A 24,784-nucleotide genomic window follows, 5' to 3' on the forward strand; every position below is an offset into this window, starting at 1 on the left:
TCTTGGGCACGTCTCCATCTCACATGAGTCGCTGCAACGAAACGCATGGCTAGATATGAATACTGTTGCAAAGCTACATTAATGCAGGATGGATTAATGACGAAGATCAGGAGAGTCCTGGCAGCGGTTGCTCTCGCGTGCCCGGTGACCGCACTGGCCAACGCTGACCCGACCGGGGTCGGCGAACTGATTCTCTGGGCAGTGATAGTAGCCTTTGGCCTCTGGGTGCTGGTCGCGTTTGGCGGCGCCCTGGTAATGACAAAATCATGGCCCATTAGCTTGATTCTTGGAGCGGTAATTGCTGCCGCGCCACTGGCGTATTTGGGCATCAAGGATTACCAGTACAGGAAGCATAACGATGATCTGGCACATCTCAACAAGCTACTGTCAGATGCCACCGAGGCTTATCTGCTTGATGTCTGCAAGCAGGAACGTCGATTGATCTCCCATCGCAGGGTCGACCCCTCGGGCGGTGTGCTCGTGAACATCAGTCCTGCATCGACTCCAGACAGAGGGCTGCTTAGTTGGGATCGTCAGATGCATCCTGCCTCGATACTGGCTGCTTCGCGTTTCCTGTATGTTGAAGACGTTGCCAAGTCCTCTAGCAAGGTTGTTGCACGCAAGCAATGGTGGCTCGGAGATGGTCACAGGCACGCCAAGGATCCAGCCGAACTTGACCGGCGTCTTGAGACTCTTCAGGACTCAGAGAACCACTGGTTGTCTCAAAGAACCATCTCCAGCATCGCAAAGTACGAAGTATCTGTTGCCGATGTATCCACCAGTACGGATCGCTCAAACTGGGTCGCACGGGGCCATATAAAACTCACTCACCGGGAAACAGGCGAAGTTGTCGCAGAGTACGTCGGCTTTGCGGCAAACAAGGCTCCGGCCTATGGAGGGCAGCACGGAAAACATTCATGGGAGAACGCGAGCGTATGCCCCGGACCTGAGAGGAAGTACGAACGAGCACCGTACTGGGATGTGGTCGGCTTCTTCTTTCAAGAGGTCGTTCAGTACGAGAATCCATCGAAATGACGGGCTTGGCGGTTTGCCGGATGTCAAACGTAATGTCAGAACGCCACCAGCAGGGTGCCGGAGCGCGTAGCGAAGAATAGAATCGTGCGCTCCCATCCCCCGCAGAGCGCGGCCCGGACTCCCGACATCCCGCTGGCTAGCGCCTCCTGAAGCACCCGACATGACTACCGACACCATCGCAGCCGCCCCGTCCCGCCCGCTGGGGCGTGATGACTACAAGACCCTTTCCCTGTCCGCGCTGGGCGGCACGCTGGAGTTCTACGACTTCGTCATTTTCGTGTTCTTCTCGGCGGTGCTGGGCCACCTGTTCTTTCCGTCCACGCTGCCGGACTGGATGATCCAGCTGCAGACCCTCGGCATCTTCGCCGCAGGTTACCTGGCGCGGCCGCTGGGCGGCATCATCATTGCGCACTACGGCGACAAGCTGGGGCGCAAGCAGATGTTCACACTGTCCATCTTCCTGATGGCGGTGCCGACACTGGTCATCGGCCTGCTGCCCACCTACGAGACCATCGGCATGGCCGCACCGCTGCTGCTGCTGGCCATGCGCGTGCTGCAGGGCGCGGCCATCGGCGGCGAGATGCCGGGTGCCTGGGTGTTCGTGTCGGAGCACGTGCCGGCGCGCCATTCCGGCTTCGCGGTCGGCGTGCTGACCGCCGGCATCTGCGGCGGCATCCTGCTCGGTTCGTTGATCGCCATCGCCATCAACCGCAGCTACGCGCCGGAGGAGATCTCCGGCTTCGCCTGGCGCATCCCCTTCATCCTCGGTGGCGTGTTCGGCCTGGTTTCGGTGTACCTGCGCCGCTTCCTGTCCGAGACGCCGGTGTTCCAGGAGCTGGCCGAGAAGCGCGCGCTGGCCAAGGAGATGCCGGTCAAGACGGTGATCCGCGAGCACCGTGCCGGCTGCCTGCTGACCGGCGCCTACACCTGGTCGCTGTCCACCGCGGTGGTGGTGCTGATCCTGATGACGCCCACCCTGCTGCAGAAGATGTATCACATCGCTCCGGCCGACGCGCTGGAGGCCAACTGCGTGGGCACGCTGATGCTGGTGCTGGGCTGCGGCTTCTTCGGCTGGCTGGCCGACCGCGTCGGCATGCGCCTGACCCTGCTGTTCTGCTGGGGCGGCCTGGCGCTCTCCGCCTACCACTTCTTCACCGCACTGCCCGGCGGCGTGAGCTACGGCGAGCTGGTGTTCAACTACGGCCTGATGGGCTTCTTCGTCGGTGCCATCGCCACCATGGCCATCGTCGGCGTACGCGCCTTTCCGCCCGCCATCCGCTACTCCGGCCTGTCCTTCTCCTACAACGTGGCCTACGCGATCTTCGGCGGCCTGACGCCGGTGCTCACCCAGCTGTGGCTGCAGAAGGACGCACTGGCCGGCGCGCACTACGTGGCCGTGGTGTCGGTGCTGGCGATGGTGCTGGCTTTCACCTCGTTGGGGGCCTACGGCTGGGCGAATGCCTACCGCAGCAAGTAGGCGCGGGCGGCTTCGGCATGCGAACGGGCGCCACACGGCGCCCGTTCTTCTTGGCGTCGCCTGGATCAGGAGAAGCAGGCAGTCCGGTGATCGTTCACATCTTCATGATCTGCGCCCTTCCCGCGACACAAAACCTCATGTCATTCTCCGCAGCTGACCGGTCACCTCCAGCGCGGGAGTTTCCATGAAGGCCTTGATGATCTGCTGCATCCTGCTTGTCCCCTGCATGTCGTTTCCTGTCCAGGCGCAGGCTTACAAATGCAAGCAGGCGAATGGCCGGGTGAGCTTCCAGGACCAGCCCTGTGACGACGCCGGCAGCGGCTCCGCCATCGCGCTGCCGTCAGGCGGTAGTACAGCAGCACCGACGCGCCCGCCCTCATCGAAGGCCGTGCCCCCGAAGCTCTCGCCACAGGACCAGTGGCGCGACGCGCAGCGCCAGCGCGAAGAGCGCGAGATCCGCGAGCAGAACGCGAAGAACGACGCCTACAACAGGTCGGTCCGCTGCAACAACGCCCGGCAACAGCTCGGCGTGGCCAAGAGCGAACGGCCGATCTTCAGCTACAACAACGCCGGAGAGCGGCAGTACGTCGACGACAAGAACCGTGCTGCCACCATTGCGGCAGCCGAGCGGCGCGTCGCGGAGGATTGCCGCTAGCCCGGCCCCCGACGGCTGATCTCGCGCGGCACCGCGCCGGAAACGCCTTTCGGCTCTTGCCGTGCTTGCCCGCATTGCCAGCAGGCGATGCTTGTCCGATGCTGTGCGCCTCCCGTTCCGCCGCAGCACCATGATCCGCAGCCTCCTTGCCGTCGCTCTCCTCACGCTGTCCGCCTTCGCCACCGCGCAGAGCGACCGCGACATCGTCACCGCCCGCGTCGCGAAGATCGACACCGCACTCGCCAACCAGCACCCGCGCCTGCTGCTGCGTCCCGCCGACCTGCCGGCGCTGCGCGAATTCGCGCGCACGCTGGACAAGCAACCGGGCATGGCGGACTTCGGCAAGCTCATGCTGCCGCCGCTGGACGCGCCGCTGATTCCGCAACCGGAGGCGGTGAAGAACGGAACCACCGAAGGCTCGTCGAAGTGGCGCGCCGGTTACCAGGCGGCCAACGACGCCGGCAACACGGCACAGCGGCATGCGCTGGCCTGGCTGATGACCGGGGACGAGCGCTACGGCCGCGAGGCAGCGCGCTGGTTGATGCATCTGGCGAGCTGGCGCATCGATGCGAACGTCTATCGCACCAACGACGAGCTGTTCATCCAGCATCTGCGGCCGATGATCTTCGCCTACGACTGGGCGTGGAACGCGCTGACTGCGGACGAACGCAAGACGGTGGGGCGGGCGCTGGAAGAGCGCGTCGAGCTGCTCGCCAGCTTCGTGCAGCCGAAGTTCGCGCTGGTGAAAGCGACCGAACCGGACAACTCGCTGTCGCACCCGATGCGCTTCATCTCCACGCTGGGGCAGGGCGGGCTGGTGCTGTACCACGAGGCGAAGGCGGCACCGGGCTGGCTGGCCTGGAGCTACGAGTACTACCTGCGCCAGTTCCCGGTGTGGGGCGGTGACGCAGGCGGCTGGTCGGAGGGGCTGAACTACTGGGCCACCGGCATCAGCCAGCACCTGCGCTTCCTGGAAGGCATGCAGCTGCTGGGTTTCGACGAGCCGCTGAAGCGGCCGTTCTGGCGCAACACGGCCTACTTCGGCATGTACAGCCTGATGCCCTATGGCGGCTCGTCTTTCGGCGACCTCACCAACATCATGGGGCCGTCGCCCAGCATCGCGCTGATGGAAGAGAAGTTCGCGCTGCTGCAACGGGACCCCTACCCGCTGGCTTTCGCGCGCAAGCTGAAGCAGGGTTTGCCCCAGCGCTTCGGCTACTACGACTTCGACGCCACCGATGCGCTGCTGCACCGCTTCCGCCTCAGCCAGCAGCCGCTGCCGGAGGTGGACCTCGCGACGCTGCCGCAAAGCCGCCACTTCGACGATATCGGCGTAGTGGCCATGCATTCAAGGCTGGGCGAGCGGGATGCGGACATCATGTTCGCGCTGCGTTCCAGCCCGCAGGGTTCGGCCAGCCACAGCTTCGCCGACCAGAACAGCTTCGTGCTGAACGCCTTCGGCGAGCCGCTGGCGATCAGCTCCGGCTACCGCGAGTACTACGACAGCCCGCACCACAAGGGCTGGGCGCGCACGACGCGCGCCAAGAACGCGGTGCTCTTCGACGGCGAAGGACAGGCCATCAAGAGTGCCAACGCCACAGGGCGCATCACGCGCTTCGCGCAGGGCGACGGCTACAGCTTCGTCACCGGTGATGCCACCGCCGCCTACGGCCGCAACGCGAAGCTGGCGCTGCGTCATGCCTTTTTCGTGGATCGCCGTTTCGTCGTGATGCTCGACGAACTGGAGGCCCCGGAGGCGATTTCCTTCCAGTGGCTGTTGCATGCGCGCGAAAAGATGGGCGTGGATGCCGACAGCGCACGCATCACACAGCAGAAGGGCAATGCGCGGCTCGCCGTGCAGTTGCTGGCGCCGGCGGCGAGCGAGGTCGAATTCAGCCAGACCGACCGCTTCGATCCCCCGGTGGTCGCCAGCTACGAAAAGCGCATGCCCAACGAATGGCATGTCACCGCCAGCACCCGCCAACCGGCCGCGCAGCAGCACTTCCTGAGCGTGTTGTACCCCTCTCGCGCCGGCGAGGCTGTGCCGGTCATCAGCGCTGTGACGGCCGAACGCGGCCACGTCGTGCGTGTCGCGACTGCCGGGGGTGACACGCTGGTGTGGCTGGGTGGCGAGAAGGCTCGCGCCGCCGCGGCTGTCGGTGCGCAGTTGCAGGGCATCGCGGCCAGCCTGCGTAGTGGTGCTGAGGGCTCACAGCTGACGCTGGTTCAGGCCACCGGTTTTGCGCAGGGCGAACTGCGTGTCGCGGCTAGTGCAGCGGTCGACCTGGAGGCCACGCTGGGTGGCAAACAGGCAGCCATTCACCTCAGGGCCGCGACGCCCCTGACGCTCACGCTGCAGATGGGTTTCACTGTACAGAAGCTGAGCGGCTTGCCGGCTAATGCCTGGAAGGCAGAGGGCGGCCAGCTCACATTGCAATTGCCGGCGGGTGAGTCGCGTTTGCGGATCGAGTGAGGGCTGCGCTGAGACAGGGGATTACCCCCTCCGTCGGGGCGATCGATCCTACCTGCGCGGCGCCCTTCGACAAGCTCAGGGCACGGACAGCCGTTGGCTGAGCTCGTCGAAGCCAACACGCCGGAGCCGGTGCCGTTCTGGGGGCGCTGAGCCTATCGCAGAGCGGTCCCTGAGCTTGTCGAAGGGGTCCCAACCAACTCGCCGTAGTCCTGTTCTTCCTGCGAGGCAGACTCCGTAGGCCGCTCCCGGTCTTCACGATTGACGTTGCTCAGACGCGCCCTCTCGCTGTTCTCGCCAGCGCAGGCAACTGCTCCCAGGCCCCGGCAATCAACGCCTGTTTCTTGGGACGACCCCATCCCTGTATCTGCTTCTCGCGCTGAAATGCCTCTTCGACGCGTTCAAACGCCTCGCAGAAAACCAGCCTCACCGGCAGACGCGACCGTGTGTGGTTGGCGCCCAGCCCGTTACCGTGCTCCCACAGCCGCTTTTCCAGATTGAACGTGCTGCCGGTGTAGTAGCTGCCGTCTGCGCATTCGAGGATGTAAACGTAAGGCACTGGAGTCTCCACGTTTGTGGTTCAAGCGCTGTCCTTCGACGAACTCCGGGACCGCCCTTCGACAGGCTCAGGGCACGAGGCTTCGATCATGCATGGACGTCGGCATCGAGCCCTGAGCTTGTCGAAGGGGGTCGAACCCAACTCGTTGATTTTCAGGACGACACACCACCACGCGGTAACCTTACCACCGCGCGCAGCCCCCCGTGCCCGAGCTTCGGTCCCTGAGCCTGTCGAAGGGTCGAAGAGCGGTTCTCCAGCCTCACATCCCCGCCATGCGCACGCAGCAGGTTGCGGGCGATGGTGAGGCCCAGGCCGGTGCCGCCGGTCTCGCGGTTGCGCGAGGACTCCAGGCGCAGGAAGGGGTCGAAGACGCGCTCCAGTTGATCCGGCGCGATGCCGGGGCCGTCGTCGTCGATGAGGATCAGCACGGCGCCGTCCTCCGCGTCCTCGCGTAGCTGGATGCGCGCGCGCTGGCCGTAGCGCACGGCGTTGTCCAGCAGGTTCTGCAGTGCGCGGCGCAACGCGCGTGGTGCGGCACGCACCGGGCCGTCGGATTCGCTGTCGGTGCCACCTTCCACGCTGCATTCCAGGCCGGTGTCACGCATGTCCTCGGCCATCGCCTCGCACAGCTGGCGCAGGTCCAGCGGCTGGCGGGGCTCGCGCAGCGTGGCGCTCTCGGCGTAGTCCAGGCCGTCCTGGATCAGCGCGGCCATGGCGTCGATGTCCTGCGCGAAGCGTTCGCGGTGTTCCGGCGGCACGTGGTTTTCGGCGCGCAGGCGCAGGCGGGTCAGGGGCGTCTTGAGGTCGTGCGAGATGGAGGCGAGGATCTGCGTGCGCTCGGCCACGCGTTGCTGGATGGCGCGCTGCATGGCGTTGAAGGCGGCAGCGGCGCGGCCCATCTCGGCGGGGCCGCTCTCGTCCAGCGGCGGGGCGTGCAGGTCGCGGCCCAGTTCGCCTGCCGCCGCGGCGATCTGCGACAGCGGTCGCGTGGCCTGGCGCACGGCGTACCAGGCCACCAGCATGACGAGTGCGCACAGCACGATGATGTAGCCGAAGGTGATGAACAGCGGTGGCGGTGCGAAGGGGCGGTCGCCGAACACCACCACCAGTTCCTGCTGCGCGTCCAGCGGCAGCACCAGGCGCGGGCCGTCATAGGGTTCCTGCTGGCATAGCGCCTCCACCTTCACGGCGGTGCCGACGCGCGCATGCATGGCGTGTACCAGTTCGTCGGCGTGTGAATCGCGGCAACGTGGGAGTGGCGGCTGCGCGGGCTCCACCATCAGGCGGTAGTAGCCACGGTCCAGCTTCGACAGCCACTGCTGTCGTTCACCGGCCGGCACCGAGCCGAGGAATTGCTGCACGAAGGCGATGTCCGCACCCATGAAGGAGTACATCTGCGCGCGGCCCTGCTTGGCGGCGACGATCAGCACGAGGCCGAAGCTCACCATCTGGATGACCACCACGGCGAGCACGATGATCAGCATGATGCGGGCGGTCAGCGAACCCATCGCGCAACGCAACTTCATGGCTGGCCGCCGTGCTCGCAGCGTTTCACTTCCATGCAGAACACGTAGCCCTCGTTGCGCACGGTCTTGATGTAGGCCGGCTCGCGCGCGTCGTCGCCGAGGCGGCGACGCAGGCGGCTGACGCGCAGGTCGATGCTGCGGTCGAAGGCCTCCGCCTCGCGGCCGGCGAGCTGGGCCAGCAACTGGTCGCGACTTACCACGCGCTGCGGGTGGCGCAGCAGGAAGCGCAGCAGCGCGTACTCCGCGCCGGACAGCGGCGTCATGCTGCCCTGCGCGTCCAGCAGGTTGCGGCCCACCGTATCGAGTCGCCAGGCACCGAAGGCGAGACAGGGTGCTTCGTCGGTCGCGGCCGTTTCGGTGGGCAGGGCACGCGCACGGCGCAGCACGGCGCGGATGCGCGCCACCAGCTCGCGCGGCACGAAGGGCTTGGGCAGGTAGTCGTCGGCGCCCAGCTCCAGGCCGATGATGCGGTCCACGTCGTCACCGCGCGCGGTGAGCATCAGCACGGGGATGTGCGCCCACTCGCTGTCGCGCAACCAGCGCAGCAGGGCCAGGCCGTCCTCGCCGGGCAGCATCAGGTCGAGCACGATGAGGTGAACCGGGCTGGCCACCAGGCTGGCCCGCATCTGGCGGCCGTCGGCGGCGCAGGCGGCATGCAGGCCCTGCGCGCCGAGGTATTCGGCCAGCAGGTTGCGGATGTCCGGATCGTCGTCGACGACGAGGATGTGATCGTTGCGGTCCATGTCCAGATCGGGATCAGAAGCAGGGCGAGCGTCAGGGCCTGCGGGCGTCGCAGGCATGGCATGCATTCTCGCCATGGCCGACGGCGCTGTCAGCCGGCAGCGCCGGCTTTCTTGTATCCCAGTGTATCTACCCGCGCCGCCGATGCGCAGCGATACAAAAGTACCGGCCGGCCGACAACTCGCGGATACACGCGGCGATTTCAATGGCATCCGTCGTCACGACACCTCGCGACCTGTCGCGACATTCCTGCTACCCCCACGGAGCCCATCATGAAATCCCTGACTGCACTGCACGCCACTGCCCTTGCCGCCTTGCTGCTCGCCAGCGCGACCGTCCCCGCCTTCGCCGCCGACCTGATCGTCGAGGTCGAGGGCCTGCGCAGCAACAAGGGCAACGTTTCCGTCGGCCTGTTCGACAAGGCCGAGACCTTTCCCAAGACCTTCGCCGTCGGCCAGCGCGTGCCGGCCAATGCTCACAGCGGAAACGTCGTGGAGATCGTGTTCCGCGACCTGAAGCCGGGCAGCTACGCGCTGTCCGCCTACCAGGACGAGAACGAGAACCAGGAGCTGGACCGTGGCATGTTCGGCATTCCCAAGGAACCCTACGGCTTCAGCCGAGACGCGCTGGGCGACAAGGGCCCGCCGGAATTCCGCGACGCGCGCATCGAGCTGACCGAGGCCGGTACGCGCATCCGCATCAAGCTGCGCTGAGGAGACGGCCATGAATGCGCCTCTCAATCCCTTGCGCCCGGCGGATGCCCCGATCGCCCGCGTACGCGGCCTGCACAAGAGCTACCTGCTGGGCGAAGTGAAAGTGCCGGCCTTGCGTGGTGTAGATGTCGACATCCCGCGCGGCTGCTTCACGGTGATTGCCGGGCCGTCCGGCAGCGGCAAGAGCACGCTGCTGCATCTGCTGGGTTGCATCGACCGGCCGGATGCCGGACGCATCGAGATCGACGGCGTGTCGCCGCAGACGCTGGCCGACGATCAGCTCAGTGAGTTCCGCGCGCGTCGCATCGGTTTCGTGTTCCAGAGCTTCAACCTGCTGCCGGTGCTGAGCGCGGTGGAGAACGTGGAGTACGCGATGCGCCTGCTCGACCCGGCCCAGGGCCACAGCCCCGCGCAGCGCCGCCAGCGTGCCCGCGAGTTGCTGGGCGAAGTCGGCCTCGGCGGCATGGAGGACCGTCGCCCCAACCAGCTGTCCGGTGGCCAGCGCCAGCGCGTGGCGATAGCGCGTGCGCTCGCCAACCGGCCGGACCTAGTGCTGGCAGACGAGCCAACCGCCAACCTCGACGGCCACACCGGCGCCGAGATCATCGCGCTGATGCGCCGCATCCAGCGCCACACCGGCGCCAGCTTCATCTTCTCCTCGCATGACGCCGGCCTCATCCGCGCGGCGGACGTGTGCATCCGCGTCGCCGACGGGCAGATCGTCGGTGCCAGCATTCCGGAGGTGCAACATGAACCTGCTTGATCTCGCCTGGCGCAACCTGTTGCGCAACCGCCGCCGCAGCCTGCTGACGCTCGGCGCACTGTGCGTCGGCGCGATGGCGGTGGTGATCTTCGGCGGCTACGTCGCCGCCATGATCAACGTGCTGCAGACCGACACGGTGCGCGACTCCGGCCACCTGCAGATCATGCGCAAGGGCTTCCTAGACTTCGGTCGCGGCAACCCGGAGCGCTTCGCGATCCGCGACTACCCGGCGCTGATCAATCGCATCGCCGACGACCCCGAGCTGAAGCCGATGCTGCGCGTGGCAACACCCATCCTGCGCGTGCAGGGTGTCGCCGGCAACTTCGCGGCTGGTGCCTCCAGCACCTACGCCGGCACCGGCTGGCAGGTGGCCGAGCGCGACCGCATGCTGGGCTGGGACGGCAATGACCTGGGCCTGCCGCCGCGCGCCAACCGCCTGCAGGCCGACCAGCCGGAGTCCGGCGTCATCGGCCTGGGCCTCGCGCAGCTGCTGTCCATGTGCCAGGCACTGGAACTGCGCGACTGCGCCATGCCACCGGCAGCGGCCACACAGGACGATGCGCCGGCCATCGATGCCTCGCTGAGCCAGCTCGCCGCGCAATCGAATGCCACCACCACGCCTGCCGACGCCACCCCGGCCATCGAGCTGCTGTCCGCCACCAGCGGCGGCGCGCCCAGCGTGGTGCGCATGCAGGTGCTGCGCACCGAGCGACAGGGCGTGCGCGACCTCGACATGGTGTACGCCGCCATGCCGATCGCGCTGGCCGAACGCTTGGTGTTCGGCCCCGAGGGCAAGGGCGCCTCCGCCATCGTCGTGCAGCTGGAACACACCGAGCAGATTCCGGCGGCGCGTGCGCGCATCGAGAAGCTGCTGGCGGATTTTCCTGGCGGTGCCGACATGGAGGTACGTGACTTCAAGGACGTGCAGCCGCAGTACAACCAGGTGGTGAACATGTTCAGCGCGCTGTTCCAGTTCATCGCGTTGCTGATGGGCGCGGTGACGCTGTTCTCGGTCGCCAATGCGGTCGGCATGTCGGTGGGCGAGCGCGTCGGCGAGATCGGCACGCTGCGCTCGATGGGCTTCAAGCGCCGCCATGTGCGCCGCATGTTCATCCTGGAAGGTGCGCTGATCGGCACCCTGGGTGCGGTGATCGGCGCGGTGGCCGGGGCGCTGCTCGGCGAGTACGGCATCAACCAGGCCGGCATCACCTGGACGCCGCCCGGCCGCGCCATGCCGGTGCCGGTGGGCGTGGATGCGCTCAACCATCCGGAACTGCTGCTCGGCACCGTGCTGATCCTGGCGTTGATCGCCTGCCTGTCGTCGCTGTGGCCCGCCAACCGCGCCGCGAAGATGGAAATCGTGGAGGCCCTGCGCCATGTCTGAACGCGTCTTAAAACGCACAGTGTGTGCGGCCGGCCTTGCCTTGCTGGCAGTCGTCTCCACTCCCATCGCCGGCGCCCGCGAGCGCACGGCGGTGGAGATCCTCGAAGCCGCCGACGCGGTGCGCAACCCGCCCGGCAGCTTCTCGGTGAAGACCCAGCTCACCGAGTACCGCCAGGGCAAGCAGAGCGCCAACTCCACGCTGACGGTCTTCGCCAAGCCGAACAGTGGCAACGGCCAGTACCGCAACCTGATCCGCTTCGTGGCACCGGCGCGCGACACCGGCAAGCTGATGCTGCGCAATGGCATGGACCTGTGGTTCTACGACCCGGTCAACCGCGCCAGCGTGCGCATCTCGCCACAGCAGCGCCTGCTCGGCCAGGCCTCCAACGGCGACGTGATGACCACGCGGCTGGCGCGCGACTACGAGGCGAGTCTCGCCGGTCGCGAGAGCGTGAAGGACGGCGAGGGCGCACAGCGCGACACGCTGCGCCTGAAGCTCGTCGCACAGCGCGAGGACGTGGCCTATGCCCGCGTCGACTACTGGGTGGATGCCGTCAACGACCGCCCGGTGATGGCGCGCTACTACACCGCCGAGGAGCGCCTGCTGAAGACCGCCTACTTCCGCAAGTACCAGGAGGCGATGGGCACGCTGCGGCCGATCGAGACGGTGATCATCGACGGCCTGGATAGCAGCTGGGTGACGGTGATGCAGACCACCGGCCACACGCCGCGCGAGATCCCGGACGAGTGGCTGCAGCGCGATTACCTGCCGCGCTTCGCGGCGGACTGAGCGATGCTGTGGAGTTCGATGCTGCAGCGCTCTTCGCTGCGACTGCACCATGCATTGCTGCTGGCCGCGTGGGGGCTGTCGTCCCACGCCGCGGCACAGACCGCCGCGCCAGCGGATGCGCCGGCCTTCGATCCCCTCGCCCTGCAGGTCCAGCCGGCCGAAGCCGGTACGCGCATCGGCCTGCGCATGGAAGCCTGGGCGCAGGGTGTGGACCTGCGTGACGGCGCGTCGGCCAGCGACGATGTGCTGGGCCGCGCGGTGCTGGATTTCCGCCGCGAGTGGCGCCTCGGCGAATCCCTGCGTGCCGGCTTCTCCGACCGCATGGAAGCCGTGGAGGGCAACGGCGATGCGGCCGACCGCCAGCGCAACGCGTTGCGCGAGCTGTACCTCAACTGGCAGGCCACGCCGTCCTGGTACCTCGACGCCGGCCGCATCAACCTGCGTCAGGGTGTGGCGCTGGGCTACAACCCGACCGACTGGCTGCGCGAGAACGCGGTGGTGATGCGCAGCTCGCAGAACCCGGCGGCGCTGCGCGAGAACCGGCTGGGCGCGGTGATGCTGCGGGCGCAGGCGGTGGATGCGCGGGGCTCGGCGCAGCTGGCGCTGATACCGCAGCTCAGCGATGAGGACACGTCCGGCTCCCGTTTCGACGACCAGTTCTGGTCGCTGGGGCTGGAGCGCACCAACCGCCATCGCGCGGCCTTTCTGCGCATCTCGCCACGCACCGGCGAGCGCGTCGTGGGCGACCTCACCGCCTTCGCGCGTGCCGGCGACGCGCCGCAACTCGGCAGCAACCTGTCGTACACCGCCAGCGATTCGCTGATCCTGCAGATGGAGTGGAGCGGTGGCCGGCGTGCGGCGCTGCCCGCAGCGGGGCAGGCGCAAGGCGGAACGGGCTGGTTCAACCGGCTCGCCGTCGGTGGCTCATGGACCTCGCCCGTGGGGCTGGTGTTGACGCTGGAGCATCACTACGCGGGCGATGCGCTGAACGAGGCGGACTGGAACGCCTGGCGCGCCGTACAGGGCAGCGGCGCCCGCGCTCTGGGCGAGCTGCGACGCGGCGTCACCGAGCGACAGGACCTGCTGGTGCGCCACTACTGGTTCGGCCGCGCGGCCTGGGACCGGGCCTTCGGCGTGGAGCCGCTGGAGCTCAGCGCCTTCGTGCGCCGCAATGCCTACGACCACAGCAGCATGCTGCAGGTGGAAGGCACCTGGCACGTGAGCGACCGGCTGGATGTCAGCGCGATGTTCAACCGCATGATCGGCAGCGACAGCAGCGAGTTCGGCGCCTCGCCGGTGCGCTCGGCCCTGGCGGTGTACCTGCGCTGGTTCCTGTAAGCAGGCGCCGGCCGGCTTGCCTCAGGACGCCTCCTTGCCGGTCGCCAGGGAAACGGCGCCGGGGCTGCCGCGCCGAAGCGCCATGAAGGTCCACCGCAACATCCTGCGGCCCATCCATTGCAGGCGCCGCATGTCCTGCGGCCAGCGCCGGACCTCGCGCGCCAGCATGGTGGCGATGGACTGGCGCGGGCGCTTGCGGTTGCCGATCGTCGAAGTGCAGGGCAGTTCGCGGATCACGTGCGGTTCCACGCCGAACATGCGCAGGCCATGCACCCACTCCATGTCGATGGCATCGTCGATCGCGCAGTACATCTGCTGCGTGGTTTCCAGCAGCCGCCGTGCAGCGTGACGGGTCAGGACATAGCCCTGCGTCCCGCGCGGCTGGTCCAGGTATTCGACCAGCCAGCGTTGCTCGCGCAACGGCAGGTGGCGCAGGCTGCGACGTTCGAACACGCCGTACAGGCGCACCAGGTCCCAGTCCTGCGACTGGGCCAGCAGCGAGGCCAGTACCTGCGGAAGGCGGTCATCCAGTGCGACGTCGTCCTCCAGCACGCAGCAGTACTCGCGCGTGCTGGCCAGGAAGTCCTGCCAGATCCCGCGGTGCGACAGGTAGCAACCGGCTTCGCCGGGACGCATGTCGTAGCCGAACAGGGCCAGGCGGCGGTCGCGGTCGTAGCTCTCCGGGAAGCCCTCGGAGAAATCGGGCTCCACCGCGTCGACGAATGCGAATGGCAGGCCGAGTCGGTTGAACTCGGCGCTCATTGCGCTGCGCCGCACGCTGGCGCGGCGCAATGAAAGGCACTGCAGGGGCAGCATGCTGGCCGGCAGCCCATGCGGCAGCGGCACGACTGCATCGTGCGGGTGTGGCATTTCCGTCTCCTCCCGTGCGCGCAGATCGGGTCTGCGCTGCTTCTTCGTGCTGCCATCAAGGGCAGCTCGTCTTGCGTGGCCGCAAGCGTGGCACGGGGGAAACGGGATGCGTCGGGCTAGTTGGCGGTGTTCGTGGCAGGAGACACGTTGCCGCACTGCACGGTGCGGGCGCTGCGCGTCAGCGACGCACGGCGTGCTCGGACTCGACCAGCTCCTGGCGGATCTTCCAGCTGCCGTTGCGCTTGCTGAGGATCACGCGCTTGTACGCGGTGCTCATCAGGCCCATGTCGACGTAGTGCTGGGTGAAGCGCGCGGTGGCCAGCTCGCCGCTGTAGCGCACGCTCATGTCGCTGATCAGCACGTGACGCATCGGTTGCGTCTGCAGGCGCTCGCGACGCTGCTGCATCCACTCCGCGCGCGAGCGGCCGCCGGTGGGGACAAAGTCGTCCGCGTAGTGGGCGAGATAGGCCTCGACGTCGCTGCGGTCCCATGCCGAGGCCCAGGCACGCAGGGTGTCCTCGACGGCAATCGGCGACGCATGCGTTGCGTTCGCAACGCTGTGCGACACCGGTACCGCCATGGCGATCAGTGGCTCCGCCTGAGCCTGCCGGTGGGCCAGGCCCCACAGCAGGCCGGCTACGGTGACCAGCACGCAGAAGCGCCGGAGGTTGCGGGTGCGCGCAAGGTCCGCGCGCACCGGTTCGTGTTCTTCAGAAGCCGTCTTGTTGCCAAACATTTCACACCTGCCTTTCATCCCTTGCCTGCTCGACGCATGCCTCCGGATGTTCCGGATCTCGTCGCGGGATTTCCTTGTTGCGGATCAGTGTGCCTGCGACCTGAGAGCGGCCAGCGTGACGACTTCGCGCTGACCCGCAGATTTGTCACACTGTCACGATCGTCCGGAGCAGGATTTCCGGTGCAAATACTCTTGCGCGAAGCACCGTGTAGGAAGAATTCAGACAAACAGGCATTCATCGCCCGCCTTCATGCAAAGACGTGATCTGCTCAAGCTGCTGGTGGCCTCGGCCATGGCGCCGACGGCATCCGGCCTGCTCGCCGCGGTACCACGCTTCAGGGACGATCCCTTCGCGCTGGGCGTGGCCAGTGGCGCGCCGGATCATCGCAGCGTGGTGCTGTGGACGCGGCTCGTCCATGCCGGCCTGCTGGAGGCGCCGGCCATCGAGCGCGCGCCGATGGCCGTGCGCTGGGAGCTGGCGGAGGACGAGCACTTCCGTCGTGGCCTGCGCAGTGGCGAGGCCACCGCGCTGCCGCAGTTCGGCCATGCCGTGCATGTGGAAGTGGACGGCCTGGCGGCGGACCGCTGGTACCACTACCGCTTCAGCGCGGGTGATGCCGTCAGCATCACCGGCCGCACCCGCACGCTGCCGGCACCCGAAGTGCTGGCGCCGCGCCTGCGGTTCGGCATTGCGTCCTGCCAGCACTGGAACGATGGCTACTACGCGGCCTGGCGCCACCTGCTCGCCGAGCAGCCGGACCTCGTGCTGTTCGTCGGCGACTACATCTACGAGTCGGCCAGCCGCAAGGACGCGGTGCGTGCCCACCCGCTGAAGGTGCCGTACCGGCTGGCGGACTACCGCCTGCGCTACCAGCTCTACCGCAGCGACCCGCATCTGCAGGCCATGCATGCGGCATGCCCCTGGCTGGTGACCTGGGACGACCACGAGGTGCTGAACAACTACGCCGGCCTGCAGGGTGGCGCGAAGGGTCCGGCCGACCCGGCGGCCTTCGCGTCCCGCCGCGCCGCCGCCTACCAGGCCTGGTACGAGCACATGCCGGTGCGCGCCAGCGTGCTGCTGCGCGGCCTGGACGGACTGGGCAGGCCGGACGCCCTGCGCATCTACGGCCGCTTCGACGTCGGCCGGCTGGCGAGCTTCCACCTGCTGGACGATCGCCAGTACCGCGACTGGCAGGCCTGCCGCGACCCGGAGAACGGTGGCGATCCGGTGGAGCCGGCGCTATGCGCCGAATGGGCCGACCCGCGGCGTACCTTGCTGGGCGACGAGCAGGAAAGCTGGCTGCACGCCGGCCTGCGTCGCGACGTGCAACGCGGCACGCGGTGGACGGTGATCGCGCAGCAGACGCAGTTCACGCCGCGCGACAGCAAGATCGGCAAAGGCGAGCGCTACGGCACCGACAACTGGAACGGCTACCCGGCGGCGCGCGAGCGGCTCATCGGCAGCCTGCTGGGCAGCAAGCCGGCCAATCCCGTGTTCGTCGGCGGCGACATCCACCAGAACTGGGTGGCCGATGTGCGCGCCCGGCCCGACGGCCCGGCCATCGCCGCCGAGTTCATCGGCACCAGCATCAGCTCCGCCAGCGGCCAGGCGCAGGCGCGGCTGGACGCCACCGTGCGCGAGAACCCGCACTGCCATTTCGCCAGCAGCGAGGTGCGCGGCTACGGCCTGGTGGAGCTCACGCCACAACGCTGGACCACCACCCTGCGCGGACTGGACGACGTGAGCCGCGAGGACAGCGGCGTACGCACGCTGGCGAGCTTCGTGGTGGAGGACGGCAAGGCCGGGGTGCAACGGGCGTAGGCGGGGCCGCCGGGTCTGGCGGCCGCTGCTCAGCGCGCCATCTGCCCGCCCGTCGTGCTCGACGCCTCCGCCTCCGGCGCGGCGTCCCAGCCGTGTTGCGCCTGGCCGAGATGGAAGGCTTCGGCGTCCTCGCGCATCAGGGCCTCCACGTCGGCGGTCTGCTTGCCGAGCTGGGTGCGGTAGATCTCGAGGTTGCCCCAGTACGGCTCCAGGCGGTCGATGAGGTCGTTGTCGTAGTAGGAGAAGAGCTGGGCCGCGCGGTGGGCCTGGTGGGCGCGCATGCCGAGCAGGCGCAGCGTGCGGGCGCCGAGATTCACCGCGCCGGCAAAGGTCTCGCGCTCGATGACGTCGGCGCCCAGCTTGCGCAGTTCGTAGAGGTGACGACGGTCATAGGCGCGGGCCAGGATCCTGAGCTGCGGGAAATGCTTGCGGGCGGACTCGACGATCTCGCTGGTGCGGGCTTCGTCGTCGATGGCAATCACCAGCGCCTGTGCCGTCTCGGCGCCGGCTGCGCGCAGCAGGTCCATGCGCGAGGCGTCACCGTAGTTCGCCTGGTTGCCGGCGCGACGCACCAGGTCGATCTGGTCGGCGCTGTGGTCCAGCACGCTGCTGCGATAGCCATTGGCGCGCAGCAGGCGGCCGACGATCTGCCCGAAGCGGCCGAAGCCGGCGATGATGACCTGCGGATGCTGGTTGTCGATCTTCTCGTCCGGCCGCGGCTTGCGCGCCGGCTTGCCGCGCAGGCGCTGGGCGAGCATGAAGAGCAGCGGCGTCGCGGCCATCGACAGCGCGACGGCCAGCACCAGTGGGCCGGTGATGCCGGCGTCCAGCACGTTCACCGATTCCGCGAAGGCGAACAGCACGAAGGCGAACTCGCCACCCTGCGCGAGGCACAGGGCCAGCAGCAGCGCATCGGCATGGCCGTCGCGGAACAAGCGGGCCAGCACATACAGCACCGTCGTCTTGATGGCGATCAGCGCGACCACCAGGGCAAGGATCAGCAGCGGTTGTGCGGCCAGCAGGGCGAAGTCGATGCTGGCGCCGACCGAGATGAAGAACAGGCCGAGCAACAGGCCACGGAAGGGCTCGATGTCGGTTTCCAGCTCGTGGCGGAACTCGCTGTCGGCCAGCACCACGCCGGCCACGAACGCCCCCAGCGCGGCGGACAGGCCCACCGCCTGCATCAGCAGCGCGACGGCGACCACCAGCAGCAGGGCGGTGGCGGTGAAGATCTCGCGCAGGCCGGTGCTGGCGATGTAGCGGAACACCGGCCGCAGCGCGTAGCGCCCCGCCACCACGATGCCGGCAACCGCCCCCAGCACCACCAGGGCCTGTGCCCAGTCCGGCAGGCCGCCGATCAGGCTGTGGCCATGCGGGGCCGCCGCGTCGGCCACCACCGCCTGGGTGGCGAGCAGCGGCAGCAGGGCCAGCATGGGAATCACCGCGATGTCCTGGAACAGCAGCACCGAGAACGCCGCGCGGCCCGGCTGCGAACTGTCCAGCCCGCGCTCGCGCAGCGACTGCAGCACGATGGCGGTGGAGGACATGGCGGCGATCATGCCGACGGCCAGCGCGTGCTGCCACGGCAATCCGCAGGCCAGCGCGACAGCCGCCACCGCCAGCGTCGTGACCACCACCTGCCCACCGCCCAGGCCGAGGATCGCGGCGCGCATCTGCCACAGGTAGCTGGGGCGGATTTCCAGGCCGATGAGGAACAGCATGATGACCACGCCGAATTCCGCGACGTGCATCACGCCCTCCGGCTCGCCGAGCAGGCCCAGCACATGCGGGCCGATCAACGCCCCGGCGATCAGGTAGCCCAGCACCGAGCCGAGGCCGAGCCGCTTGGCGAGCGGCACCGACACTACCGCCGCGGCGAGGAAGATGCAGGCTTGCGCCAGCCAGGAGCCTTGATCCATGTCGTTGTCCTCGTCCCTGTCGTGGTTGGGCGCTCAGCACCCGCCGGCCGTGCCGGCATTGCCCTCTGCAGCCAGCGCAAGCAGCCGCTCGCGGTAGTCGGTCGCGCGCGCGGCCAGCGCCTCCATGTCCAGGGCATGGCCGCCCTGCACGATGAAGGGCGCCTCCCAGCTCATGCCGCAGAGATCCGCACAGCCCTCGAAGGGGCGCAGGAACTCCCCGACCGCGAAGCGCTCCGGCTCGCAATGCGCGTCGGCGAACACGCCGCCGCCGGTGCTCACCACGCTGAGCCAGCGCTTGCCGGCCAGCGCCCTGCCACCATGGCCGTAGGCAAAGCCGTTGGTCAGCACCGTGTCCTGCCACAGGCGCAACAGCGGCGGGCAGGAGAACCAGTACAGCGGGTGCTGCACCACGACGATGTCATGCGCGGACAGCAGAGCCTGCTCCCGGCGCGCGTCGATGAAGCCGTCCGGGTAGCACTCGTAGAGGTCGTGCAGGGTCAGGCCGTCGACATCGCGCACCGCTTCGACGAGGGCGTGGTTGATGCGCGAACGCTGGTAGGCGGGGTGGGCGAACAGCAGCAGGATGCGGGCTGGGTTCGATGCGGGCTCTGGGGCGGGCATGCGGCAGTCCCTGTCGGGTCGCGAAGTCGCGTGGGCGTGCCGGGGCACGGATGCGCCGATTATGCCGCCCGCAGACTCCCCGCGTGTGGCAGGCGGGTTGCCGCTACACTGGCGCAGCCGCCACCGGCCACATGACGGAGATGCCCGAGCATGGACGACCTGCCCACCACCGCCAGCAACACGCCGGCGCCTGACCCGATCCGCGCGGCGCGCAACCTGACGATGATCATCTACGTCCTGTACGCGGTGTCGTACCTGGTGGGGATCACCGCCCTCATCGCGATCATCATCAACTACGTGAAGCGTGACGACGTGGCGGGCACCTTCATGGAGAGCCACTTCCGCTGGCAGATCCGCAGCTTCTGGTTCGGCCTGCTGTGGTTCGTGATCGGCGGCATCCTCGCCATCGTCCTCGTCGGCTGGGCGATCATCTTCGCCACCTGGGTGTGGCTGGTGTATCGCGTCGTGAAGGGCATCCTGTACCTGAACGATGGCAAGCCGATGTATCCGCCCGCCGTCTGACGCGCCCCCCTTCAGGTCGCCACCGCCTGCAGCATGAAATCCACGAAGGCCCGCACCCGCGCCGACAGGTGCCGGTTGTGCGGGTAGAGGATGGAGAAGGGTCGGCTGCGGCCCGCGTAAGGCTTCAGCACCTCGACCAGTTCACCGCGCGCCAGCTGCTCGGCGACGACGAAGTGGTAGATCTGCACCAGTCCGCCACCGGCGCGGGCGAAGCTGACGCAACCCAGCACGTCCTCCAGCACCCGCACCGGGCTGTCGAGCTGCAGCTCGATGTCGGCGCCGTCGCGGCGGAACACCCAGGGCATCACGCGGCCGGTGCTGGGCCGCACGAACTGCGCGCTGGTGTGCTGTTGCAACTCGTCCAGCGTGCGTGGCTCGCCGTGGCGTGACAGGTAGTCGGGTGAGGCGAACACGCCCATGCTGGCGTCCTCCAGCTTGCGCGCGACCAGGCGCGAGTCCGGCGGCGCACCCAGGCGGATCGCCAGGTCGAAGCCCTGCTCCACGAAATCGATATTGCGGTTGGAGACCTCCACCTCCACGCTGACCGCCGGGTAGCGCGCGCGGAATGCGGGTAGCAGCGGCATCACCCGCGAATGGCCGTAGGTGGTCGGCACGCTGATGCGCAGGACGCCGGCCGGCACCATCTGGTGGCCGGTGATGGCGCGCTCCGCTTCCTCGATCTGCGCCAGCGCCTGGCGGCATTGCTCGTGGTAGAGCTGGCCGTCGTCGGTCAGGCGCATGCGCCGCGTGCTGCGCACGAACAGCCGCACTCCCAGGCGTTCCTCGATACGACCGATGGCACGGCTCACCGCCGCCGGCGTCACGCCCAGGGCCTCGGCCGCGGCGGTGAAGCTGCCCAGCTCGGCAGCCTTGCAGAACAGCTCGATGCTGCCGAGCTGGACGGGGTCGAAACTGCGGCTCATTGATTACATGGCGTTGAAGATGAATTGAGCGAAGCCTAGTTCATCGCTTCGGCTCACCGCAATAGACTGCGCTCACTCCCTCAACGACATCGAACGGAAGGAAAACACCATGAGCAAGAAAGTCCTGATGATCCTCACCTCCCACGACCGCATGGGCGACAGCGGCAAGCCCACCGGCATCTGGTCCGACGAGCTGGCCGTGCCCTACTACGGCTTCCGCGACGCCGGCATCGACGTCGTGCTGGCATCGCCGCGCGGTGGCGTGGTGCCCTTCGACCCCAACAGCCTGAAGCCGGCCGGCGAGAACGACGCCGAGGTCGACCGCATGCTGGCCGACCCGGTGGCACAGGCCGCCATCCGCAACACCGTGCCGGTGGCCAGCGTGAACGCAGCGGACTTCGACGCGGTGTTCTTCGCCGGTGGCCACGGCACCATGTGGGACCTGCCGGGCGACGCCGGCGTGACCCGCGCCGTGGAATCCGCCTGGGGCGCCGGCAAGGTGGTGGCGGCGGTGTGCCACGGCCCGGCCGGGCTGATCAGCGCCAAAGACCCGGACGGCAAGTCCATCCTCAACGGCCGTCGCGTCAGCGGCTTCACCGACAGCGAGGAGAACGCCGTGGGACTCACCAGCGTGGTGCCCTTCGCGCTGGAGACCCGCATGCGCGAACTCGGCGGCCTCTTCGAGCACGGCCCCGACTGGCAACCGTTCGCCGTCACCGACGGCAAGCTGGTCACCGGCCAGAACCCGGCCTCGTCGGGGCTGGTGGCGGAGAAGGTGCTGGGTCTGTTGCAGGCGGGTTGAGCGCCCTCTAGGATGCTGGCATGGCATTCCTAGAGGGGGCTGTAGTGAAGGTGTTCTTGAGTTGGTCTGGAAAGAGGAGTCACGGCTTCGCGGTGGCATTTCAACGATAGCTCCAAGAAGCGTTACAAGCGGTCGATCCTTGGATCTCCAGTGATATCGAATCAGGTGCGAGGTGGAGCGCGGAGCTGCAAGAACAACTCGCCAAGACAAGTTTTGGCATCCTCTTTGTGACACCTGACAATCGGCTATCGCCGTGGCTTCATTTCGAAGCGGGTGCGCTTTCAAAAAAACAGGATTCACGCGTGTGTGTGCTGTTGTTCGACATCGCAAAGACCGATTTGACGGGCCCCCTGTCGGCATTCCAGCAAACCGAAGCAACGAAAGCGGATGTTCTGAAGCTGTACCTCGGGCTCAACCAGGCGTTGACAGAGGCAGGAGCCAAAGGGCTAAGCGAAGACACAGCACAGAGTGTTTTCGAGAAGAACTGGCCGGAGCTGGAGAAGTCTTTCGCCGATGTCCGAGACTCAACTAGTACAACAGTTATTCAACAACGGCCCGAGCGTGAAATCTTGGAAGAATTGCTGGCTCTCGCACGTGACAATCAGCAACGGCTTCACGCGCTCGAGATAAGTGTGGAGGATCCGCTCGTTGCCGAACTCAAGAAGAACTTCGATCAGAAAATTAACTTCAACCGTAACTTTCATTCATCTAATTTTCACTCCTCGAATTTTCCGGCGATGCTCCCCAATAGCGAGCTTCGTGCCGCTGTGGCTGCGCTAGCCCAAGAGAGAGGATTGGGACCTGGGTTGTCTGATGTGCCTGCGAGGACGGAGAGCGGGAGCCACAACAACGGAGAATTAAACGCGTCGGGATAGCGGTTGTTGCTGACAGGCTTCGGCCGACCATTGTTTCCACCTCCCAGACTCTGCTTGAGTGAGAGCTGGTTATTCTTGGAATATTCAGCATTACTCCTGGCGGCGCTCACACTCACTCTCCTGCAGCGACGAAGCCATTCCGCGCATGCGTGCCATCGCAGAACGGCTTGTTCGCCGAGCCACCGCAGCGGCAAAGCGTGGCGTGCTCCACGCGGGCGATGGTGCGGCCGGTGCCGCAGCAGATTTCCAGGTTGCCGCTGAGCTTCAGCGGGCCGTTGGCTTGCGGGCGCACGCTCAATGCCCCGTGGCGTTGCGTCAGTGTCGGCGTGTCCAGGCTGGCGGGTTCGCCGCTGGCTTTGAAGCCGGCGTCGTTGTGCGAGCCGTCGCAGAAGGGTTTGTTCTGCGAGGCGCCGCAGCGGCACAGCGTGGCGCGGTAGCCGATGGACTGGTCACCCAGCGTGATCGGCGCGTGGATGGCGAGCGGGCCGTTCTCGCGCACGCGCAGGGTGTTGACGGCAGGTGCGGGTTCGGGGGGGCCGTCGTCGTGGCGGCGGTACTGGATGGCGCCGGAGGGACAATTCTGCGCCAGCGCGGCGAGATCGTCCGGGCGGGCTTCGTCGGGGAAGATCCAGGTGCCCGGCGTATTCGCCTTGAAGACCTTCGGCTGCGAGAGCACACAGTGACGGGCGTGGATGCAGCGCTTGCCTTCGAAGTACAGCGTGACCTGTTTGCCCTCGGCGACTTCGATGCCGCTGGCCTCTACCGGTGCGCTGGAAGTGGCGGTGGGGGCTGATGTAACAGCAGCTGGCGCGACAACCGGCTGCGCATCCTGTTCGCGCGCCAGCAGTTCGGCGGCCATGCCGTCGAGCAGCTTTGCGACGTCGGCAAACAGTTCGTGTTGCGCTGTCAGCTCGCGGCCGCGTTGGGCGAGTTCGCCGGCACGCTCGCCCAGCGTGCGCCATTCCGCCGCGCCGAAAGGCAGGGCGACGACGTTGCGCAAGGTGGCGAAGCTGATGCCGGCGTTCACGCCCGGCTGGTCTTCGCAGGCCGGCAGGGTGGTGAGGTATTCCGCCACCGGCGTCATGGCACGCATGACGCGGATGCTGGCCTGCACCAGTGTGCCCTTGGCATTCGCCAGCGCGGGCGGGCGGCCCCAGGCCTGCATCAGCAGGCGCAGCATGAAGGCGTACAGCGCGTTGGCGTAGTCCATCACCAGCACGGCCTGAGGATGCGTCACCCACACGCGGCCCTCGGGCACCGGCGGCTTGCGCATCACCGGGTTGAGGGCGGCGGGGCGGGAGGGCTCGAAGTCCGCGCGACGGGCGCGCAACTTCGCCAGCTCCTCGCGCACGCCGATGAAGCGCATGTAGTGCGAGCGTTCGCAGGCGGTGGCCGCGCCTTCGCCCTGGCGCACGATGGTGTCGATGGCGGCACGTGCATCGTCCAGCGTGGCAATGCTGCGCAGGCCGGGCAGGGCGGCGTCCAGCGGGCCGATCTGCGAGGCGCCGCGGCCGGGGAAGCAGGCGGCCTCGCCGACGCGTTCGTGCAGCATCTCGACGCCCTGCAGGATGGAGCGGTACAGCTCGCCGACGGTGCTGTAGTCGAAGGTGTTGGGCATGACACGGCCATGCACCGTGCCGCGGCTGTAGCTGTCGTGCGGGAACACGCTCCAGTCCGCGTCCGGCGTGTTCTCCGGCCGTTCCAGGAACACGAAGTGATCCATGGTGTATTCGCAGAACGGTGCCAGCACGGCCTGCACGCCGGCGGGAAAGTAGCCGACCGTCAGCGGCAGGTTGGCGCGCGCCAGTTGCGGGCCACCGCCCAGCGCGACCATCAGGTTGCCGACCAGGGTGAGGTGGCTCATCTCCTCGATGGCCACCGCGATCAGCACCTTGCGCCAGCGCTGCACGGCCTCGCGCTCGGTGTCGTCCAGGTCGGCGGCGTCCGCGCCTTTCAGCGAGAAGGCGGCGTAGAGGTAGGTGCACATCAGGCAGTGCTCCACCTCGGCCGCTTCGGCCAGCTGGAACAGCAACTGCTCGCGGTGTTCGATGACGACGTGGCTCATGCGTGGGGCCCGATCATGCAGACGAAGGAGGCAGCCACGATTCTTGCGCCCGTGGCGGGGTGCGCGCCTCTGCCATTCGGACGATGCGGGCTAGGCGCGGCTCCCTGATCAGCTTGGCCCAGCCACATGACGAAGCAAGTGCGGCGCCGATATGTGCGCCATGCGCCGCGCCCGCTTC

22 protein-coding genes are annotated in these 24,784 nt (G+C 67.5%); 13 read left to right on the forward strand and 9 right to left on the reverse strand.

Features of this window, described 5'->3' with window-relative positions; genetic code table 11:
• Positions 1–96: 96 nt before the first annotated feature.
• From VVD47_RS12355 to VVD47_RS12370, 4 genes are all read left to right on the forward strand, one after another.
• Entirely contained in the window at positions 97–1,035 is a 939-nt protein-coding gene (locus VVD47_RS12355; RefSeq protein WP_327603771.1) for a hypothetical protein, read from the forward strand.
• A gap of 160 nt (positions 1,036–1,195) precedes the next feature.
• Positions 1,196–2,512, forward strand: a complete 1,317-nt coding sequence (locus VVD47_RS12360) for an MFS transporter (protein ID WP_327603772.1) — start codon at positions 1,196–1,198, stop codon at positions 2,510–2,512.
• Between the two features lie 184 nt (positions 2,513–2,696).
• Positions 2,697–3,167, forward strand: coding sequence for a DUF4124 domain-containing protein (locus tag VVD47_RS12365; RefSeq protein ID WP_327603773.1), 471 nt, complete (start codon positions 2,697–2,699; stop codon positions 3,165–3,167).
• Positions 3,168–3,297: 130 nt separating this feature from the next.
• Positions 3,298–5,640, forward strand: coding sequence for a heparinase II/III domain-containing protein (locus tag VVD47_RS12370; RefSeq protein ID WP_327603774.1), 2,343 nt, complete (start codon positions 3,298–3,300; stop codon positions 5,638–5,640).
• A gap of 268 nt (positions 5,641–5,908) precedes the next feature.
• Here VVD47_RS12370 and VVD47_RS12375 read toward each other — a convergent pair whose 3' ends face one another.
• From VVD47_RS12375 to VVD47_RS12385, 3 genes are all read right to left on the reverse strand, one after another.
• The gene (locus VVD47_RS12375) at positions 5,909–6,196 is read right to left on the reverse strand and encodes a GIY-YIG nuclease family protein (protein ID WP_327603775.1); all 288 of its coding nucleotides are present in this window, start codon (positions 6,194–6,196) and stop codon (positions 5,909–5,911) included.
• Between the two features lie 152 nt (positions 6,197–6,348).
• Positions 6,349–7,722, reverse strand: a complete 1,374-nt coding sequence (locus tag VVD47_RS12380; RefSeq protein ID WP_327603776.1) for an ATP-binding protein — start codon at positions 7,720–7,722, stop codon at positions 6,349–6,351.
• Entirely contained in the window at positions 7,719–8,465 is a 747-nt protein-coding gene (locus tag VVD47_RS12385) for a response regulator (RefSeq protein ID WP_327603777.1), read from the reverse strand. Before VVD47_RS12385 ends, VVD47_RS12380 begins: the two co-directional genes overlap by 4 nt.
• A 270-nt stretch (positions 8,466–8,735) precedes the next feature.
• Here VVD47_RS12385 and VVD47_RS12390 point away from each other — a divergent pair, with 270 nt between their 5' ends.
• The 5 genes from VVD47_RS12390 to VVD47_RS12410 are packed head-to-tail and all read left to right on the forward strand — an operon-like array spanning position 8,736 to position 13,451.
• The gene (locus VVD47_RS12390; RefSeq protein WP_327603778.1) at positions 8,736–9,176 is read left to right on the forward strand and encodes a DUF2141 domain-containing protein; all 441 of its coding nucleotides are present in this window, start codon (positions 8,736–8,738) and stop codon (positions 9,174–9,176) included.
• A gap of 10 nt (positions 9,177–9,186) precedes the next feature.
• On the forward strand, positions 9,187–9,939 hold the full coding sequence (locus tag VVD47_RS12395; RefSeq protein ID WP_327603779.1) for an ABC transporter ATP-binding protein: 753 nt from the start codon (positions 9,187–9,189) through the stop codon (positions 9,937–9,939).
• On the forward strand, positions 9,926–11,323 hold the full coding sequence (locus tag VVD47_RS12400; RefSeq protein WP_327603780.1) for an ABC transporter permease: 1,398 nt from the start codon (positions 9,926–9,928) through the stop codon (positions 11,321–11,323). The genes VVD47_RS12395 and VVD47_RS12400 overlap by 14 nt, the downstream gene beginning before the upstream one ends.
• A complete protein-coding gene (locus VVD47_RS12405) occupies positions 11,316–12,113 on the forward strand; it encodes an outer membrane lipoprotein-sorting protein (protein ID WP_327603781.1) in 798 nt (265 codons plus the stop codon). The genes VVD47_RS12400 and VVD47_RS12405 overlap by 8 nt, the downstream gene beginning before the upstream one ends.
• Positions 12,114–12,116: 3 nt before the next feature.
• On the forward strand, positions 12,117–13,451 hold the full coding sequence (locus tag VVD47_RS12410) for a hypothetical protein (protein WP_327603782.1): 1,335 nt from the start codon (positions 12,117–12,119) through the stop codon (positions 13,449–13,451).
• 21 nt (positions 13,452–13,472) lie between these two features.
• Here VVD47_RS12410 and VVD47_RS12415 read toward each other — a convergent pair whose 3' ends face one another.
• Together VVD47_RS12415 and VVD47_RS12420 are read right to left on the reverse strand one after the other, a co-directional pair.
• Positions 13,473–14,321: a glycosyltransferase family 25 protein gene (locus tag VVD47_RS12415; RefSeq protein ID WP_327603783.1), complete on the reverse strand. Its 849-nt coding sequence runs from the start codon at positions 14,319–14,321 to the stop codon at positions 13,473–13,475.
• 178 nt (positions 14,322–14,499) lie between these two features.
• Positions 14,500–14,973, reverse strand: coding sequence for a YybH family protein (locus tag VVD47_RS12420; RefSeq protein WP_327603784.1), 474 nt, complete (start codon positions 14,971–14,973; stop codon positions 14,500–14,502).
• Positions 14,974–15,307: 334 nt separating this feature from the next.
• On the opposite strand from VVD47_RS12420, the gene VVD47_RS12425 reads away from it, so the two are divergent.
• Complete coding sequence (locus tag VVD47_RS12425) at positions 15,308–16,879, forward strand: alkaline phosphatase D family protein (RefSeq protein WP_327603785.1); 1,572 nt, start codon at positions 15,308–15,310, stop codon at positions 16,877–16,879.
• A 29-nt stretch (positions 16,880–16,908) separates the two neighbouring features.
• Here the strand turns inward: VVD47_RS12425 and VVD47_RS12430 are convergent, their stop codons facing one another.
• Positions 16,909–18,798, reverse strand: coding sequence for a monovalent cation:proton antiporter-2 (CPA2) family protein (locus VVD47_RS12430; protein WP_327603786.1), 1,890 nt, complete (start codon positions 18,796–18,798; stop codon positions 16,909–16,911).
• Positions 18,799–18,831: 33 nt separating this feature from the next.
• The gene (locus VVD47_RS12435; RefSeq protein WP_327603787.1) at positions 18,832–19,419 is read right to left on the reverse strand and encodes an NAD(P)H-dependent oxidoreductase; all 588 of its coding nucleotides are present in this window, start codon (positions 19,417–19,419) and stop codon (positions 18,832–18,834) included.
• Positions 19,420–19,569: 150 nt separating this feature from the next.
• Between VVD47_RS12435 and VVD47_RS12440 the strand changes: the two genes are divergently transcribed.
• Entirely contained in the window at positions 19,570–19,941 is a 372-nt protein-coding gene (locus VVD47_RS12440) for a DUF4870 family protein (protein WP_327603788.1), read from the forward strand.
• Between the two features lie 11 nt (positions 19,942–19,952).
• On the opposite strand, the gene VVD47_RS12445 is transcribed toward VVD47_RS12440, so the two are convergent.
• The gene (locus tag VVD47_RS12445; protein WP_327603789.1) at positions 19,953–20,864 is read right to left on the reverse strand and encodes a LysR family transcriptional regulator; all 912 of its coding nucleotides are present in this window, start codon (positions 20,862–20,864) and stop codon (positions 19,953–19,955) included.
• A gap of 109 nt (positions 20,865–20,973) precedes the next feature.
• Between VVD47_RS12445 and VVD47_RS12450 the strand changes: the two genes are divergently transcribed.
• Together VVD47_RS12450 and VVD47_RS12455 are read left to right on the forward strand one after the other, a co-directional pair.
• Positions 20,974–21,666, forward strand: a complete 693-nt coding sequence (locus VVD47_RS12450; RefSeq protein WP_327603790.1) for a type 1 glutamine amidotransferase domain-containing protein — start codon at positions 20,974–20,976, stop codon at positions 21,664–21,666.
• Between the two features lie 308 nt (positions 21,667–21,974).
• On the forward strand, positions 21,975–22,541 hold the full coding sequence (locus VVD47_RS12455; protein WP_327603791.1) for a hypothetical protein: 567 nt from the start codon (positions 21,975–21,977) through the stop codon (positions 22,539–22,541).
• Between the two features lie 112 nt (positions 22,542–22,653).
• Here VVD47_RS12455 and VVD47_RS12460 read toward each other — a convergent pair whose 3' ends face one another.
• Positions 22,654–24,606, reverse strand: coding sequence for a ferritin-like domain-containing protein (locus VVD47_RS12460; RefSeq protein WP_327603792.1), 1,953 nt, complete (start codon positions 24,604–24,606; stop codon positions 22,654–22,656).
• Positions 24,607–24,784: the final 178 nt, after the last annotated feature.

It is taken from the genome of Uliginosibacterium sp. H1 (assembly GCF_036017065.1).
In the GTDB taxonomy this organism is placed as follows: domain Bacteria; phylum Pseudomonadota; class Gammaproteobacteria; order Burkholderiales; family Rhodocyclaceae; genus Uliginosibacterium.